13 protein-coding genes are annotated in these 16,923 nt (G+C 67.0%); 4 read left to right on the forward strand and 9 right to left on the reverse strand.

The features are described 5' to 3' along the window. Positions 1-253: 253 nt before the first annotated feature. Together ACOGXQ_RS02105 and ACOGXQ_RS02110 are read right to left on the reverse strand one after the other, a co-directional pair. The gene (locus ACOGXQ_RS02105; RefSeq protein ID WP_419945811.1) at positions 254-1,819 is read right to left on the reverse strand and encodes a putative PEP-binding protein; all 1,566 of its coding nucleotides are present in this window, start codon (positions 1,817-1,819) and stop codon (positions 254-256) included. A 35-nt stretch (positions 1,820-1,854) separates the two neighbouring features. Continuing rightward, positions 1,855-3,204 (reverse strand): glycine--tRNA ligase, encoded by a 1,350-nt coding sequence (locus ACOGXQ_RS02110; protein WP_419945812.1) that lies wholly within the window; start codon positions 3,202-3,204, stop codon positions 1,855-1,857. Positions 3,205-3,403: 199 nt separating this feature from the next. On the opposite strand from ACOGXQ_RS02110, the gene ACOGXQ_RS02115 reads away from it, so the two are divergent. Together ACOGXQ_RS02115 and ACOGXQ_RS02120 are read left to right on the forward strand one after the other, a co-directional pair. Next, positions 3,404-3,838, forward strand: a complete 435-nt coding sequence (locus ACOGXQ_RS02115) for a hypothetical protein (protein ID WP_419945813.1) — start codon at positions 3,404-3,406, stop codon at positions 3,836-3,838. Positions 3,839-3,932: 94 nt separating this feature from the next. Beyond that, entirely contained in the window at positions 3,933-6,092 is a 2,160-nt protein-coding gene (locus ACOGXQ_RS02120) for an ABC transporter substrate-binding protein (protein ID WP_419945814.1), read from the forward strand. Positions 6,093-6,238: 146 nt separating this feature from the next. On the opposite strand, the gene recO is transcribed toward ACOGXQ_RS02120, so the two are convergent. Both recO and uppS read right to left on the reverse strand, forming a co-directional pair. After that, the gene (gene recO, locus ACOGXQ_RS02125) at positions 6,239-6,931 is read right to left on the reverse strand and encodes a DNA repair protein RecO (protein ID WP_419945815.1); all 693 of its coding nucleotides are present in this window, start codon (positions 6,929-6,931) and stop codon (positions 6,239-6,241) included. Positions 6,932-7,028: 97 nt separating this feature from the next. Beyond that, positions 7,029-7,751: a polyprenyl diphosphate synthase gene (gene uppS, locus ACOGXQ_RS02130; RefSeq protein WP_419945816.1), complete on the reverse strand. Its 723-nt coding sequence runs from the start codon at positions 7,749-7,751 to the stop codon at positions 7,029-7,031. A 120-nt stretch (positions 7,752-7,871) separates the two neighbouring features. Here uppS and ACOGXQ_RS02135 point away from each other — a divergent pair, with 120 nt between their 5' ends. Next, entirely contained in the window at positions 7,872-9,836 is a 1,965-nt protein-coding gene (locus ACOGXQ_RS02135) for an ATP-dependent DNA helicase (protein WP_419945817.1), read from the forward strand. Between the two features lie 35 nt (positions 9,837-9,871). Here the strand turns inward: ACOGXQ_RS02135 and era are convergent, their stop codons facing one another. The 5 genes from era to ACOGXQ_RS02160 form a co-directional block, all read right to left on the reverse strand. Next, complete coding sequence (gene era, locus ACOGXQ_RS02140) at positions 9,872-10,753, reverse strand: GTPase Era (RefSeq protein WP_419945818.1); 882 nt, start codon at positions 10,751-10,753, stop codon at positions 9,872-9,874. A gap of 13 nt (positions 10,754-10,766) precedes the next feature. After that, the gene (locus tag ACOGXQ_RS02145; protein ID WP_419945819.1) at positions 10,767-12,137 is read right to left on the reverse strand and encodes a hemolysin family protein; all 1,371 of its coding nucleotides are present in this window, start codon (positions 12,135-12,137) and stop codon (positions 10,767-10,769) included. Further along, a complete protein-coding gene (gene ybeY, locus ACOGXQ_RS02150; protein ID WP_419945820.1) occupies positions 12,122-12,712 on the reverse strand; it encodes an rRNA maturation RNase YbeY in 591 nt (196 codons plus the stop codon). The genes ACOGXQ_RS02145 and ybeY overlap by 16 nt, the downstream gene beginning before the upstream one ends. After that, complete coding sequence (locus ACOGXQ_RS02155) at positions 12,675-13,637, reverse strand: PhoH family protein (protein WP_419945821.1); 963 nt, start codon at positions 13,635-13,637, stop codon at positions 12,675-12,677. The genes ybeY and ACOGXQ_RS02155 overlap by 38 nt, the downstream gene beginning before the upstream one ends. Positions 13,638-13,899: 262 nt before the next feature. Then, a complete protein-coding gene (locus ACOGXQ_RS02160) occupies positions 13,900-14,151 on the reverse strand; it encodes a DUF3039 domain-containing protein (protein ID WP_419945822.1) in 252 nt (83 codons plus the stop codon). A 256-nt stretch (positions 14,152-14,407) separates the two neighbouring features. Here ACOGXQ_RS02160 and ACOGXQ_RS02165 point away from each other — a divergent pair, with 256 nt between their 5' ends. Then, positions 14,408-16,810, forward strand: a complete 2,403-nt coding sequence (locus ACOGXQ_RS02165) for a ferrochelatase (protein ID WP_419945823.1) — start codon at positions 14,408-14,410, stop codon at positions 16,808-16,810. Positions 16,811-16,923: the final 113 nt, after the last annotated feature.

Raw genomic sequence — 16,923 nt, forward strand, 5'->3', positions numbered from 1 at the left:
TCTTCGTAAACGCCCACCACGTCGCCGTCGTGCAAGAGTGCGATCTTGCCGGGATGTTCGGCCTCCATCCGCTCGCGGTGAATGCGTCGACAGGCACGGTGGTTTGACAAAGCTTGAGGAGGCACGGGCAACTCCAGCGCAGGCACCTGCCGACATGCTCACCTTGGCACAACCATCGGTCTCGAGCACGACAATTTTCCGACAGCGCTCGTGTTGCATCGGGCGCACACGGCGCCTCGACCGGGCTGGCTGTCTAGCCGGACGCCGCGAGCAGGGCCTGGGCTGCGGCGAGGCGGGCGACGGGCACCCGGTAGGGCGAGCACGACACGTAGTGCAATCCTGTGTGCACGGCGAAGGCGATGCTGGCGGGGTCGCCGCCGTGCTCGCCGCACATGCCGGCGCGCAAGTTCGGGTTGGCGGCACGGCCGCGCCCCAAGGCCCCGCTCATCATCTCGCCGACCCCGTCGGGGTCGAGCGAGGCGAACGGGTCGGCCTCCAGCAGGCCGTCGGAGACGTAGGGGACGATGACGCGTGTCGCTGTGTCGTCCCGGCTGAATCCGAAGACCATCTGGGTGAGATCGTTGGTGCCGAAGCTGATGAACTCCACGTCGGGAGCGAACTGGCCCGCAATCATGCAGGCTCGCGGCGTCTCGATCATGGTCCCGATCGGAGGCGCAGAACCAGATTGAGTGCCTGCCCAAGCTGAACGAATGGCGCTCACTGACGCCGTGAGCTCACGGGCAGTCGACACGAGCGGCACCATGATCTCGACATCGGGATCGCCTCCAGCAGACCGGCGGTCGCGGACAGCTCCGGCTATCGCTCGTACCTGCGCTGCATAGAGCTCAGGCCGCAGCAGACCCAATCGCACGCCGCGCACCCCGAGCATCGGGTTGTGCTCGTGCCATTCGGCGGCTTCGCCGGGATCAGCTCCCGCCAAGAATTCGTGCATCGGCGCGTCGAGCAGCCGGATCGTCACCCCCAGACCGTCCATGGCTTCGAGCATCTCGCTGAAGTCGTTCCGCTGCGCTGATTCCAAGTCGTCAAGATGCTCGTCGTGCCCTTTCAAGATGACGTGCTGGACGATCCCGAGCCGGTCGGGATCGAGGAACATGTGCTCGGTGCGGCACAGTCCGATGCCTCGCGCCCCCAACGAACGGGCCGTTGCGGCATCGGCGGCAGAGTCGGCGTTGGCCAGCACGGCGAACCGGTCCCCCACAACGAGATCTGCCCAGCCCAGCACCTCGGCGATCTCCGCCGGCAGCACCGGCAGCGTCGGCCCCGCACCCGCACCCGGCGCTGCTGCTCCTCCCGGCGCTGCATCTGGCCCGGCGGCCGAGACCTCCCGGCTTCCCAGCGTCACCTCGCCGGTCGAACCGTCGATCGAGATCGGAGTGCCGTTTGCTATGCGGTGCTCACCGACGGCGAAACTCTCAGCGCCCACCTTGATCTCCCGGGCGTCGCACACCGCAGGGATCCCCCAGCCACGGGCCACCACCGCGGCATGGCTCGCCATCCCGCCCCGAGCCGTCAGGATTCCCGCCGACAGACCCATCGCCGCCACGTCGGCGGGGGTTGTCTCTGTGGCGACGAGGATCACCGTGTTGCCCGCCGATGCGAGATCCAGCGCAGCTTGCGAGCCGACCGCAACCACCCCGGAGGCTGCGCCCGGCGAGGCCGCCAATCCGGTGGTCAGCACCACCCCCGCATCGCCGGCGAATGTCGGATGCAAAGCCGCTGTCAGTTCGTCGAAGCTGAGTTCAGCCACGACCCGCTGCTGGCGAACGCTCAGTCTGTGCCCAGAGTTCGCCATCGCCATCCCCCGCAAGCTCGCGCTCTTCCGGCCCCTCGCCGCTAGAGATCCAGACGGCTGCGCAGATGCTCCACCAACGAGGCGATCGGCACCCGGTCCTGGGCCATCGTGTCGCGGTCGCGCACGGTGACACACCGGTCATCGATGGACTCGAAGTCGACCGTCACACATAACGGCGTCCCGATCTCGTCCTGGCGGCGGTAGCGCCGGCCGATGGCCTGAGTCTCGTCGTACTCGCACATCCAGTGCGGCTGGCACAGCGCCAGCACCTCGGCTGCCAGCGAGGTGAGCGGCGCCTTGCGTGAGAGCGGCAGCACCGCCACCTTGTACGGCGCCAGCCGCGGGTGCAGGCCCAGCACCGTCCGGGCTTCGTCGTTGACGGTCTCGGTGCGGTACGCAGCGAGCAGGAATGCCATGAGCGCGCGTGTCGCGCCGGCCGCCGGCTCGATGACATGCGGGACGTAGCGCTCGCCGCTGGCCTGGTCGAAGCACTCCAGCTTCTGGCCGGAATGGGCGGCGTGCTGACGCAGGTCGTAATCGCCGCGGTTGGCGATGCCCTCGAGTTCGCCCCAGCCCCAAGGGAACAGGAACTCGACATCGCTGGTGCCGCTGGAGTAGTGGCTGAGCTCGTCGGCGTCATGGGCCCGCAGGCGCAACTGCTCTGGGGGTATACCCAAGTACGAGTACCACTCGAGCCGCTCGGCCAGCCAGTACTCGTACCACTGCTGGGCCTCTTGGGGCGGCACGAAGAACTCCAGCTCCATCTGCTCGAACTCGCGCGTGCGGAACACGAAGTTGCCGGGCGTGATCTCGTTGCGGAATGACTTGCCGACCTGGGCAATGCCGAACGGCGGCCGCTTGCGGCTGGTCTCGAGGATGTTCTTGAAGTTGAGGAACATGCCCTGAGCCGTCTCGGGCCGCAGGTACACCTCGGTGCCTGCACCCTCCACAGGACCTGCGTGAGTACGGAACATGAGGTTGAAGGCGCGGGCCTCGGTGAAGGTGCCGCGCCGGCCGCAGTCGGGGCACACGTCGGGATCGTCGAGCTGGTCTTCGCGGTGGCGGGTCTTGCACTCGGTGCAGTCCACCAGCGGATCAGTGAAGTTCTTGAGGTGGCCAGAAGCCTCCCAAATCTGGGGCGGCCCCAAGATGGAAGCGTCGAGACCCACCACGTCGCTGCGCAACTGGACCACGGAACGCCACCACGCGTCCTTCACGTTGCGCAGGAGCTGGACACCGATCGGGCCGTAGTCATAGGCACTGCGGAACCCTCCGTAGATCTCGGCGGAGCCGAACACGATGCCGCGGCGCTTGCAGAGATTGACGATCTTGTCGAACAGCGCGGGATCAGCGGCCGGCTCGTGCAAGTCGGCGCCAGCGGTCGTGGTCACGGGAGGCAAGGGTACTGACGGTCGCCTAGGAGGGTGGTCGGAAATGGGGATCTTGCCGACACAGCAAGTTCCTGACCTGCGGGTTTGCATCTGACAAACGCCGAAATAGCGGCTTTCCGACCAGCCTCCTAGAGCACCGGAGCGAATTTCGCCGAATGGGAGCCTCACCCGGTGCGCACCGCTCATTAGGCTCACTGCCGTGAGGCTGCGCGACACGACAGTGGTCTTCCTGTGCGCATTCCTCGGCTTGATAGTGCTGCTCATGCCGTTGCCGGTCTTCGACGGACCCTATGAGGATCTTCGTGAGGGCGAGGTCGACTGGACCTGTTCGATGCCGCTCCTGAGCCTCGCACCGCCTGTCGTAGAGCTCGCAGAGGTGCGAGAGGCAGTAGCCGATGCCTACACGACGGCCCGCAACACCGGGCAGCGCTACGTCCCGCCCCCCAGCCCGCATCCGCTGTGCGGCGGCTTGGCTCGCACGCAGGTGACGCTGGCGCTGCTGGCGTTCGCCGGCGCCTTCTGGCGGGGTCGGCGGTGGTGGCGCTCCACGTCAGATGTACGGGCAGAGAAGCGCTTCAAGCGGCTGCACGAGAGCGTCGAGAATCCCCAAGGCCGCAGCCGTATCCTCGGCTAGTGCCACTGATGCCAACTGATGCCAACTGCTGCCAACAAGCGAGGTCATGATGAGAACCGGATCCACTCACCGACGCCTTAGCTGGATCGGACTCATGGGTGCCATCGCCGCATGTGTGCTGGTGGCCGGAACGGCGCTCACCGCCTGCTCGCCGACTGACGAGGCCGGCGATACAGGCGACGACGATGCCCGCAGCGCCACGGAGAGCACCATCGAGGCCAGCGACGAGAGCGAGGTCGAAACCGACAGCGATGCCGCCGGTGAGACCGACGTCGAGACAAAACCCGACGATTCAGCCGAGACGCCGACCGAACCGTCAGAAGCCACTGCGGGCAATGCCGAGGCCTTGGCTGCTGCGGTGACCATCGCCCGCCATGCCAACGCCTTGGTGCCGACTGCGACCCACAGAGACATGACCTCGGAGGACCTCGCTGCTGAAGAGGCCGCTTCGGCCAGTCTCGACGAGACCCTCAGCGGAGCACAAGCTGCGCTCACCGCGGCGGTCGGCGACCGGGCCGGCCGCATCACGACGCTCGTCGACCGGATGGTCGGCAACGCCAAGCGAATAGGGCAGGGACGGCCAGAGCTGCTGAACGCGATCACCGAATCGGCCACCAATATCCGACGGCTCGGCGTCGCAAGCACGGCCAGATTGTTCCCCGCTGCCATCAGCGCCGTGGACGACCAGTTCTTCGACTTGGCAACGGCGCTCGGCAGCAATGCCCCGCCCAGCGACGAGGATCTTCTCCGATACCGGCTCACGGCAGATCTAGCGGCCGACCTCGGGTTCGGCCACACACTGCTGACAGTCGTCAGCCAGCTGACCAACCCGGTCTATGTCGCGCGCAGCCAGGAAGCCTTTGACTCAGCTGCAGAGCGCATCAGAAGGAGCGTCGACTATCTCGCCGCACACGGGAGCGCCGATCTGGCACCCGAGCTCATTCCGCTCGCGAGGCAGCAGCTCGCCGCGGGGACCGGGCAGAACAACCTCTTCGACCTCTTGAGGCTTCGACTGGAACTCGTCGTCGCTGAAAGCGATTTGATCGAGGAAAACGCAGTGCTTCTTGACCAGCTGCTGTTCGAGGTCGAGGCCTTGACGGCGGACATTCAAGGCATGCCGGCGCCTGCCCCGCCGATGGCAGAGGCTTCGAGTCCGGCAGAACCCGGCATCACTGACGATGCGATCCTCTTCGGGCAGTCAGCCGCGTTCAGCGGCCCGTCTCAAGCGTTGGGCGACGGCATGCGCTTGGGAATCGAGGCTGCGTTCCATGAGGCCAACCAAGACGGAGGGGTCCACGGTCGCCGACTCGAACTGATGACGCTCAACGACGCCTACGAAGCCGATTTCGCGTTCGCCAATACGCTGCGGCTGATCGAAGACGAACAGGTCTTCGCCTTGATCGGCGCTGTCGGCACACCGACCTCTCGGGCAGCGTCGCCGATCGCCCACGCTGCGGGAGTGCCGTTCATCGCCCCGTTCACCGGTGCCGAACTGCTGCGCGACCCCGAGTTGACCAACGTGCTCAACTTGCGTTCGTCGTACCTTCAGGAGACCGAAGAGATGGTGAAGCGTCTCACCGAGGACTTGGATGCCACCCGAGTCGCAGTGCTGTACCAGAACGACTCCTACGGCGTCAACGGACTGGAAGGCGTGCGACAGGCGCTTGAACGCCGGGGCTTGGCACCAGTCGCTTCGTGGTACTACCGGAGAAACACCACCGCGGTGAAGTCCGCGGTGATCAGCATCGCCGCCGCAGATCCTGAAGCGGTCATCATCATCGGCGCCTACGCGCCCGCAGCAGAGGCCGTCCGGCTGCTGCGCAACCAGATCGACCCGATCTTCATGGCCGTGTCGTTCGTGGGCAGCAACGCCTTGGCTGCTGAGCTCGGCGATGCCGGTACCGGATTCTATGTGACTCAAGTGGTGAATCTGCCAGACGACACGACGGTTCCGGTCGTGGCAAGCTACGCGGCTGCACTCCGAGACTTCGACCCGAATGCGGAGCCCGGCTTCGTGTCGCTGGAGGGCTACCTTGCGGGCCGCTTGGCCATCGAGGGCCTGAAAGCTTGCGGGCCTGACCTCAGCAGGGAGTGCTTCCTCGATGCCGTGTACGGCTCTGGGACCATCGATATCGACGGTCTCGAGTTGACATTCGCACCGGGCGACAATCAGGGCTCCGACAATGTGTTCCTGACCGTGATCGGTGAGGACGGGTCATACCGGCAGGTGGACAGGCTGGAGAGGACTCCCTGACAGCGGGCGGATTCAGCCCGGCAGGCCAGCACTTCGCGGCGCTGGCCTGCGGCTTAGGACCCGCGCGGGCAGGCGAGAGCCGGTCGGTAATCAGAGCAGAGTTCGAAGCGAGTAGCTGTCGCATTAGTGCCTGCTGGCCCGAGTCCTTAGCCCAGCAGGTCAGCGCTTCGGAGCCGCCTGTCGATGTGGTACTCCCACATGCGCGTGACGACCGCTGCGGCCTCATGCGTGTCTGCTGACAGAGGCGCTTCGAGGACGGCATTCACCTGCCCCGCCATGATCGAGCGCAACAGCTCGAGCGCGCCGGGCGACAGCGGGCGGCCTCGCCGGTGGGTCTCGCAGGTGACGCCTCCCTGAGCCGGGTCGAACGCGGCGGCGCCGCCGTCATCGCAGCCGGCGCCCACAACGCACTCATCGAGCATCGGAGCAGTTCCCTCGTGGGCCAGCAGGCGCAGCAGGAACGCCGGCAGCAGCATCTCGGCGCTGCCACGATCCAGGCGGCCCAGTGCACCCACCAGCATCTGGTATGGCATCGGATCTTCACCACGATCGTGAACTATCTGATCGACTGCCTCGGCCAGCGACATGGCGGTGCCCACGCGGTCGAGATCTTCGCGGAGGCTCCCCCAACGGTCCAGCGTCACCGCGCCGGTGACGATGTCGAGTTCTCCGCGTCCCCGGTACATCTGCAGGTCGACGTGGCGGAGCAGCTCGACGTGGCCCGCCAGCCGGCTGCGGGTTCGCCGAGCGCCCTTCGCTACGGCCCGAACCTTGCCGTGCCCCGACGTGATGATCGTGACAATCCGGTCAGCCTCGCCGAGCTTGATGGTGCGGAGCACGACTCCTCGGTCCCGGTATTGCATCTGGGGGCACACCCCTCGTCGTTGCGCATCCGGTGCCGCCCCGAGACAGCCCCGACGTCATGGCTACCCGGCGTCAGCCGTTCAGACCTCCGAATCGGCGATCGCGAGCTTGGAACTCGCAGATGGCGTCGAACAGGTCGTCCCGCCGGAAATCCGGCCAGAGTGTGTCGGTGAAGACCAGTTCGCTGTAGGCCATCTGCCACAGCAGGAAGTTCGACACGCGGAACTCGCCCGAGGTGCGGATCAAGAGGTCCACATCGGGCATCTCGGCGTCGTAGAGGTGCTTCGCCAGGGCCGCTTCGTCCACCTCTTCTGCAGCCACGCCTGAACGCATCAGAGCGGCCGCGGCGTCGGCGATCTCGGCGCGCCCGCCGTAGTTGAACGCCACCGTGAAGGTCAGTCCGGTGTTTGCAGCGGTGAGTTCGACAGCTTCGTCGATCCGTGTCCGCACGCGTCTGGGGATGCGCGCGTCGGGACGCCCGGCAAATCGGATCCGCACGTTGCGCTCGTGCAACTCATGGCTGCGCCGCACGAGCAGCGACTCATTGAAGCCCATGAGAAAACGCACCTCGGCCGGCGGACGCCGCCAATTCTCGGTGCTGAAGGCATAGACCGTGAGCCACTGCAGGCCGATGTCCGCCGCTCCTTCCACGGTGTCGATCAAGGCCTCCTCGCCGGCAGTGTGGCCCTCGGTCCGCGGCAGGCCGCGCGCCTGCGCCCAGCGTCCGTTGCCGTCCATCACACAGGCCACGTGAGTCGGCAGACACGTCGGATCGATGCCCGCACCTTGCTTCACACTGCGCAGGGTAGAACCCTCGTCGCCGAGTACCGATACGCCCTGCATGACAGCCGTGCCGTACACGTACCGTTACGGGCCGCAGCGAGCCAAGCCTGCAGCAAACCGACGTGAGGGTCGATGACCGACGAGCCTTGGGACATTGCCCCGGCGCCTAGTGCATCGAGGACTGCGGAGCACGATGTCGCCGCTGCACTCGACGAGTCAATCGCAGCGCTCGGCCACGACGGCGAGCACCGGCCGGGACAGACCGAGATGGCCGCTGCCGTCGCTGAGGCGATCAGCGGTGGCACCACCTTGCTGTGCCAGGCGGGAACCGGCGTGGGCAAGTCGCTGGGGTACCTGGTTCCAGCGGCGCTCGCCGCCGCCGGCGGCCAACGAGTGGTCATCGCCACCGCCACGCTGGCGCTGCAGGACCAACTGGTCACCAAGGACCTGCCGCTGGTCGCGACGGGCCTGGCGCAGCGGCTGGGTCGCCCGATTCGGTGGGAACTGCTCAAAGGACGCAACAATTACCTCTGCCGCCACCGTTGGGAGGCCCATTCCCAGCAGCAGATGGACTTCGGCGGGGCCAGGCTGTCTGCCGCGGACCTGGACCAGCAGCGGCAGTTCGCCGAGATCGACCGCTGGGTCCGCACGACCCGCACCGGAGACCGGGCCGAGCTGGCAGTCGCACCCGAGGGTCGCGTGTGGTCCTCAGTGTCGGTGACCAGCACCGAGTGCGTCGGCGCCGAACGCTGCCCGCAGGGTCATCGCTGCTTCGCCGAGGACGCCCGGGCGCGGGCGTCACGAGCCGGCATCGTGGTGACCAACCAGCACCTGTACTTCATCGACCTCTTCGGCGACGGGTTCCTGTTCGGCCCGCACGACGCGGTCGTGTTCGACGAAGCGCACCAGATCGAGGCCGTGGTCACCCAGGTGGCCGGCCTGGAGATCGCCCCGGCGGGCTTCGTGCGGCTCGCTGCCGAAGCACGCAACGCCGGTGCGGGCGGGGCAGCCGCAGATGCTGTCGCTGATGTGGCGACACGACTGTCAGCCGAGCTCGATCCGTTGCGCGACACCCGCCTGGGAGCGATCACCGGCGATCTGGCCAGCCTGCTCGAGGCGGCGGACAGCAGGGTTGAGCAGTTGGCTGCAGAGCTGCGATCTGAGCAGCCGGACAGCGGCGGGGACGCCGACCTAGAGCGCCTTCGGGTCGGACGGCTGGCCGCCGAATCGCTGACTGCGCTGCGCATGGCGGCATCTCCGCCGGCAGACACCGCCATCCTGGTCGAAGCCAGCGGAAGGCTGCGCCTCGCGCCGCTCGGTGTCGGCGATCTGCTGGCGAGCCGGCTCTGGGGACGTCAGGCGTCGATCCTCACCAGCGCGACGCTCGGACCGCACTTCGTCAGCCGGCTCGGCGTGCCCAGCGCCGATCACGCCTATCTGTCAGTGGAGAGCCCCTTCGACTACCAGTCGAACGCGCTGCTGTACTGCGCTCGTCACCTGCCTGCGCCCAACCGGCAGGAACACCGCGCCGAGGCCGTCGCGGAACTGGCAGGACTCATCGAGGCTGTGGGCGGGCGCACGCTGGCGCTGTTCACGAGCTGGCGGGCCCTGAACGAGACAGCCGATGCCTTGGAGGAAACGCTCGACGGCATCGGGGTGCTGCGCCAGGGCGGCGACCGATCCAGCACTGCCCTGCTGGAAGCACTGGGCACCGAGGCTGCGACCGTCGTGTGCGCCACGATGAGCTTCTGGCAGGGAGTGGACATTGCCGGGCCGGCCCTGTCGCTGCTGGCCATCGATCGTCTCCCCTTCGCCCGCCCCAACGAGCCGCTGGCAGCGGCCCGGCGGGAGCTGGCCGGCGACGACGCGTTCAGGACGGTGGACGTTCCCAACGCCGCCGACCTGCTGGCCCAAGGCGTCGGCCGGCTCATCCGCACAACCACCGACCGGGGCGTCGTGGCGGTGCTGGACTCCCGTCTCGCAACCGCCGGCTACCGCGCACGGCTGCTCGAGAGCCTGCCCCCCATGCGCCGCACGGTCTCGCGGGCCGAGGCGACCTCGTTTCTGAACGCCATCCGCGACCGCCACACCGCCTGAATCAGCAAGAGGCTGAACCCGCTCGGACAGCGCCGTCACCCCTCCGGGTTGACGGGAGCGTCCGGAGCGAGCATGCGCGCCACTGCATCGGGTGTGCGCTGCCAGTCGGGCTCGACACGCACACGCAGCTCGAGGTACACGCCGTCGAGGCCGAGTTCGCGCCGCGCCGCCGTGCCGATTTCGCGCAGCATGACGCCTCCCCGCCCGATCACGATGCCCTTCTGGGAATCACGCTCCACGGCGATATCGCACCTGATGCGGCGAGGTTCCCACTCCGTGACCCGCACGGCGATGCTGTAGGGAAGCTCGTCGCCCAATCGCGCCAGCAACTGCTCGCGCACGGCCTCGGAAATGCGCCACGCGTCAGGAAGGTCGGTGACTCTCTTCGGTCCGAAGTAGGCCGGTCCCTCCTCCAAACCCTCCACGAAGTGCGCCAGCAGCACATCGGTGCCTTCGCCCGTCCGTCCCGACACCGGGAAGTACGCCCCGGCGTCGAACTCCGCTGCGGCTGCCAGCTGCGCAGCGATCTGGGCTCTTGATGCGCAGTCGCACTTGGTGACGGCGACGACGGTGTCGGCGGCGGGCGGCAATGACTTCCAGATCAGCCGATCGCCGCGGCCCAGCGGTGCCGTCGCGTCGAGGACCATGCAGATCACGTCGGGCGGTTCCAGATCGGCGACAGCCGTGCGGGCTGTCTCGTTCAATTGCTCGCCCAATGGCGTGACCGGCTTGCCGATGCCGGGAGTGTCCACAAACACGATCTGGGCGTCAGCCATGTGCCGCACGCCCATGACCCGCAGGCGCGTGGTCTGGGGCTTGTCTGACGTGATGCTGACCTTGGTGCCCACGAGGCAGTTCAGCAGCGTGGACTTGCCTGCATTCGGTCGGCCGACCAAGGTCACGAAGCCAGAGCGCATCGCGAACCGCTGGCTAGCCGGCGCCCCGCCGGGCCCCGACCAGATTGATGCGCCTGCCCTCGACCTCAAGAGCGGACAAGCACCAGCCGTCGAGCTCAACGGTCTCGCCAGGCTCGGGCACATGTCCGGCGCGGTCCAGCACCAGGCCGCCGACCGTGTCCCAGTCGCCCTCGGGCAGGCGCAACTCCAGCACCTCGGCGAGCCGGGACGCGGGCAGCCGACCTGAGAACCTGAACGCTCCGTCGCCGACCTCCTGGACAAGGGCCTCGTCGACGTCGTACTCGTCGGCGATCTCGCCCACCAGTTCCTCGATGATGTCCTCCAGCGTGACGAGCCCTGCCACGCCGCCGTACTCGTCGACGGCGATCGCCAGGTGGGACTTGGACTCCTGCATCTCGCGCATCAGATCGCCGACCCGCTTGGTCTCCGGGACGAAGTTGGCAGGGCGCAGCACGTACGCGCAGGTCGCTGCGCCGTCTTGGGGCTGGGCTATGTCGTCGGGCTGCGCGAACCCGGGCTGCGCTGAGCCGACAGCGTCGGCACCGTGCAGATGAGCTGCGATCAAGTCCTTCGCGAGCACGATGCCTCGCAGGTCGTCCACGCTGTCGCCGATCACAGGCAGCCTCGTGAAGCCGGAGTCGATGATCGTCTCGAGAGCGTCGGCAACGCTGTCGTTCAAGCTCGCAGTGACCATGTCCGGTCTCGGCACCATCACCGCACGCACGATGGTGTCGCCCAACTCCATGATCTGGCCGATCAGCACGGCCTCGTCGTCACGTATCAGGTCGGCCTGAGCTGCGGCCGACGCCAGCGCGACTAGCTCGTCCTCAGTGATCTCACCGCTGTCGCTCTCAGTCGCTGCAGGACCGAACGCCCGCGCGGGTGCGGTCAACAGGCGAGCCAGCCACACAAGCGGCGCAGCGCGGCTCAACACCCGTGCCACGGGCGCAAGCACCCGCGCCATCCGATCGTTCGCCTCGACTCCCCAGCGGCGAGGCAGCGCTTCTGTCACCACGACGAGTGCCACTGTGGTGACAGCCATAGCGGCGATGATTCCTGCCGCACCGGTACGACTCGCGGCGATCCACGTGATCCCGCCCACCAGCGTGGCTTGGGCCACCACGCGCAACAGCGACACCGGACCCAGAACGACTTCGCGGTCCTCGACCAGCTCTTCGAGCGACGTTCGCTCCTGCGTGTTCGCATGCCCGTTGTCGCGTTCGCCGTTGTGGCGCTCACCGGTCCCGTTCGCCTCGTCCAAGCCCGAAGCGCGTGCCCGTCCCAAACGCACGAACGTGGCTTCGACCAAACGCAGGAACATGGCGGCTGCCAGCAGGACGGCGGCCCCCACGGCGCCGAGCACCCAGTTCACGAACTCCCCCACAGAGTCCGCAAGTGCTCGGTCTCGCGGGCGTGCATTACCGCTGCATCGGTCGGGTCCGCGTGGTCCATGCCGAGCAGATGCAGCACGCCGTGCACGACGAGCAGATCGATTTCCGCGGCAACGCTGCCGTCGTGACCCTCCCGTGAACCCTTGCCCGCTGCAGCGTTGGAAGCGGCGACCGCCGGGCACACGACCACGTCGCCGACCAGGACGTCATCTGTCGGAGCCCTCGTCGCCGACGTGCCATCCGCCAAGTCGATCGGGAACGCGAGCACATCGGTAGACCCAGGTCGACCCATGTGGATCTGGTGCAGGCGCGCCATCTCGTCGGGATCGACGAAGGTGACAGCAGTCTCCGAAGGATGCGGCACTCCCTCGGCTTCGAGCACCCGCTGCACCAAGGCGCGGTAGCGCTGAGCGTCGAGCCGCACATCGTCCTGGCGATCGGCGATCAGCACGACGCTGCCGCCGTGAGTGCCCCCGCAGGCACCGGCCGACAACTGCCGGCCGACATCGGTGCGGCGCAGCCCAGTTCGCTCAGTCGCTGCCGCTGCGTTTCGCGTCACGTCGGTCATAGGCCGCCACGATGTCGCCGACAATGCGATGCCGCGTGATGTCTCGCCGGCCGAGGCGCGCAAAAGCGAGTCCGGGTATGCCGTCCAACGCCTGCTCGACATCGAGCAGGCCGCTCTTGCCGCCGGGAACGTCGATCTGCGTGCGGTCCCCCGTCACCACCACCTTGGAGCCGAAGCCGATGCGCGTCAGGAACATCTTCATCTGCTCCGGCGTGGTGTTCTGGGCCTCGTCCAGGATGATGAAGCTGTCATTCAGCGTGCGGCCCCGCATGAACGCCAGCGGCGCCACGTCGATCGTCTTGCGCTCGAGCAGCTTCGCCGCGGTCTCCACATCCAGCATGTCGTAGAGGGAGTCGTACAGCGGCGCCAAGTACGGGTCGATCTTCGCCATCAAGTCGCCCGGCAGGAAGCCGAGCCGCTCGCCCGCCTCCACCGCGGGCCGTGTCAGCACGATCCGCCGCACCGCCTTGGACATCAGGGCATCGACGGCCAGTGCCACGGCCAGCCAGGTCTTGCCAGTCCCGGCGGGTCCCACGGCAAAGGTCACGATGCTCGACCTGATCATCTCGACGTAGCGCTTCTGCCCGGCGCTCTTGGCACGCACGACCCTGCCGTTGGGAGCGCGCACGATCGGCGCGGAGAGCACATCGCTCGGGCTCTCGTCCGCCTCGACCATGTCGATGACACGGTCCAGCACCTCGGGCTCGATGCGCTGGCCGGCCTCCAGAACGTGGACAATCTCCTCGAAGACCTGCCCGACCATTGCTGCGCTGGGACCCGCGACGGTGATCTCATTGCCGCGCACATGGATGTCGGCATCTGCGAAGTGACCCGCCACAAGCCGCAGGTGCTCGTCGCGCTGGCCCAGCACCCCGACCATGAGGTGGTTGCCCGGAACGTTTATCCGAACCTGTGTGTCGGTCACGGGACTCCGGCGCAGTAGACGGGCGGAACAGCGCCCATGAATTCAATGGCGCTCAGACGGCAATCGGGTCTGCCGACGGCTGGTGCGGTCACGATGAACTCAAGGCTAGTCGCGTCCTGCGATCGGCCACTGCCCATATTTTCGCTTCATGCACTGAGGAGCCGCGTGGGCAGCGAGTCCCTCTGCTGTCCGCGCCCTCTGTTTCCCGCTCCAGTCCCAATCCCGGTTCAGCATGGACTCACGGACCGCTCGGGCCTGGGCCTCAGCCTCTGAGGCCGGCGTAGATCTCCTTGCAGGCGGGGCACACCGGGAAGCGCTCGCCGTCCCGGATGGGCACCCATTTCTTGCCGCACAGCGCCACCACCGCTTCGCCGCTGACGGCCGAGCGGGTCAGCGCCGTCTTGTCGACATAGTGGGAGAACCGGTCGTGATCGCCGTCGGTCTGGCGGATGTCGGGCCGCTCGATGACATCGGGAGCGCTCGGTGCGTTGCTGACGACAGTCAATGAGGCCATTTCGCTGCTTCCTGGCTGGGCTTGCCGACTGTGACGGCGATGATCGGCTCAGGCCGGCATCGAGGGGACGGCAGCAACGGTAGGGCAGTAGCGTGCCCGATCGCACCGCACACCGCAGCCGCGTCGGCAGCGCATGCGTGCATCGAAGGGCAGCCGACTACCAGCATGGCAATCACGACCTTTCAGCCGCCGACAACGGCATTGGCAGCAGTACCGCATCGGACTGCGCGGGTGCCTGCAAACCGTACGTAAATCCATGACCACGCAGACACCGACCGCTCGGCTGGACTCGGCTGCCGGATGGGTCGTCGCGCTCTCGGCAGCGCTCGCGACCCTCGCATCCTTCGGCGTCGCCTACAGCTTCGGCGCCTTCTTCTCTGCGATCAGCTCCGAGTTCGGAATCGGCGCGAGCCAGACCTCGCTGTTCTTCTCGTTGACCACATTCGCCTATTTCACGCTGGGCATCGTCACCGGTCGAATCGCCGACCGTCTCGGACCCCGACCTGTGCTCCTTGCTGGCGCCGCGGCCATGTTCGTCGGCTTATGGCTGACATCGCTGGTCGACAACATCTGGCTTGCCTACGCGACCTATGGCATGGGCGTGGGAATCGGTGTCGCCTGTTCATACGTGCCAATGGTTGCTGTCGTCGGGGGCTGGTTCGAGCGGCGACGAGTCGCTGCGATGGGCGTCGCTGTCGCGGGCATCGGTGTCGGCACGCTCGTTGGTTCTCCCGCAGCAGAAGCGTTGATCAGCGCGTATGGATGGCGGTCGAGCTACCGGATACTCGCGATTGTCTCGGTAGCGATCATGCTGCTCGCTGCGGTCGGGGCACGCCGCCCGCCGGGACACGTCGATGCCGGCGAACTGCCCTCGCTGCAGAGCTTGCTGCACGGCCGACTGGCCGTTTTCGTGTTCATCTACTTGTCAATGCTGCTGCTCAGCGCGAGCCTGTTCATCCCGTTCGTCTACCTGCCTGACTACGTGAGCGGCATCGGCAGGACCGGGGGTGCACTGCTGGTCGGAATCATCGGCGGCGCCTCGATCGTGGGCCGGCTCGGCTTGGGTGCCCTCGGGACGTTCGTGCCGCTCATGCGCCTGTACCAGCTGTCGTTCCTCACCATGGCGCTGAGCTACCTCCTCTGGCTCGGCGCCGAGTTGAGCCCGTGGCTGCTGCTGGCATTCGCCATCGTCATGGGATTCAGCTACGGGGGCTTCATTGCCTTGTCGCCTGCAGTGGCGGCAACCCTGTTCGGGCCACTCGGTCTCGGTGGGGTGCTCGGCGCCCTCTACACCGCTGCGGGTTTCGGAGCGATGATCGGACCGCCGATTCTGGGCGTTCTGGTCGACACCGGCGGGTACAACATCACCCTCATCGTCGCAATGCTCATCGGCATCGGCGCGGTCCCTCTGCTCGTCGTTGCTGAACGAACGGCGTCCGCACGAACGATGCCCGCTACGTCACTCGAGGCCCCGCCCAGTCCCGTTCGAGCCGGCGACCCGCGGGGCCAAGCGAGGGACAGCTCGCAGACGCGCCCAGAAGCACCGTCGGAACCGCCCGTGCCCGCATCTCACAGCAGCGAGGCAACCACCGCTGGCGTAGGACCCAGCAAGCCTGTAACGATGCAGTCCTTCCGGACCGCGGGGACCCAGGCGACGCTCGGACCCGCTGCAATCGACTCCGTGCTGCTGCTGTCGTTCGGCGGACCCGAGGGGCCTGACGATGTCATGCCGTTCCTGCAGAACGTCACTCGAGGACGCAAGGTGCCAGCCGAGCGGCTTGCCCAGGTCTCCCAGCAGTACCTGCGGCACGGCGGCGTGAGTCCCATCAACGAGCAGAACCGCCAGCTCCTCTCAGCCTTGTCGGCCGAGCTCACCAACCGGGGCAACGGGCTTGCCTGCTACTGGGGGAACCGCAACTGGCGCCCCTACCTGGCCGACACGGTCCGCCAGATGGTCGCCGAAGGCATGCGGAATGCCGCTGTGGTCGTGACCTCAGCATTCAGCTCGTACTCGGGATGCCGCCAGTACCACGAGGACCTCGCCAAGGCTGCCGCCAGTGTGAGCGGAGCGCCGCAGTTCACCCGTGTGCGGGTGTACGGCAACCACCCAGGATTCGTGGGGGCCGCGGCCGAGCGTGTCCGTGAGGCCCTCGACGGCGCCCGCCTTCGGGGCGATGTGCACACCCTGTTCACCGCGCACAGCCTGCCGCGCGCAATGGCGGCAGCCTGCGACTACGAGGCCCAATTGAACGACGCCGCCGAGATGGTCGCTTCCGACGCCGGTCTGTCGGGCGGCATCGAAGTGGTGTACCAGTCCCGCAGCGGTCCCCCCCATGTGCCCTGGCTGGAGCCGGACGTCAACGACCGTCTTGTCCAGCTCGCCGGCCAAAGGTGCCGGACCGTCCTTGTCGTACCGCTCGGATTCGTGTCTGATCACATGGAGGTGCTGGTAGACCTCGATACCCGCGCACGTGCGACCGCTGCACGGGCGGGCATCACGATGGTGCGAGCTCGCACGGTCGGTACGCATCCGCTGTTCGTCGAGGCACTCGTCGACCTCGTCGAGGAAACTGCGGGGCTGTGCAACGATCGGCCGGTTGTCGGTCGCCTCGGACCGCATCCCGACGATTGTGCGAACGACTGCTGCCCTGCGCGCTAGTCCCGCGCTAGTCAGGTGCCAACAGCTTCCGGTTGATGTAGGAGACTGCCGATTTGTTCGGATCCGGGCAAGCCCGCAGCGCTCTGACCTGCGGCTTTGTATCCGAGAATCAG

Origin of the sequence: Candidatus Poriferisodalis sp. (genome assembly GCF_965208485.1) — a bacterium.
Classification (GTDB): domain Bacteria; phylum Actinomycetota; class Acidimicrobiia; order Acidimicrobiales; family Poriferisodalaceae; genus Poriferisodalis.

What these genes read in the sequence shown, in the direction of transcription:
- ACOGXQ_RS02160 (WP_419945822.1), bottom strand. Translation starts at nt 14,151, where the DNA reads ATGGCCTCATTGACTGTCGTCAGCAACGCACCGAGCGCTCCCGATGTC.
- ACOGXQ_RS02165 (WP_419945823.1), top strand. Translation starts at nt 14,408, where the DNA reads ATGACCACGCAGACACCGACCGCTCGGCTGGACTCGGCTGCCGGATGG.
- ACOGXQ_RS02105 (WP_419945811.1), bottom strand. Translation starts at nt 1,819, where the DNA reads ATGGCGATGGCGAACTCTGGGCACAGACTGAGCGTTCGCCAGCAGCGG.
- ACOGXQ_RS02135 (WP_419945817.1), top strand. Translation starts at nt 7,872, where the DNA reads ATGACCGACGAGCCTTGGGACATTGCCCCGGCGCCTAGTGCATCGAGG.
- ACOGXQ_RS02120 (WP_419945814.1), top strand. Translation starts at nt 3,933, where the DNA reads ATGGGTGCCATCGCCGCATGTGTGCTGGTGGCCGGAACGGCGCTCACC.
- era (WP_419945818.1), bottom strand. Translation starts at nt 10,753, where the DNA reads ATGCGCTCTGGCTTCGTGACCTTGGTCGGCCGACCGAATGCAGGCAAG.
- ybeY (WP_419945820.1), bottom strand. Translation starts at nt 12,712, where the DNA reads ATGACCGACGTGACGCGAAACGCAGCGGCAGCGACTGAGCGAACTGGG.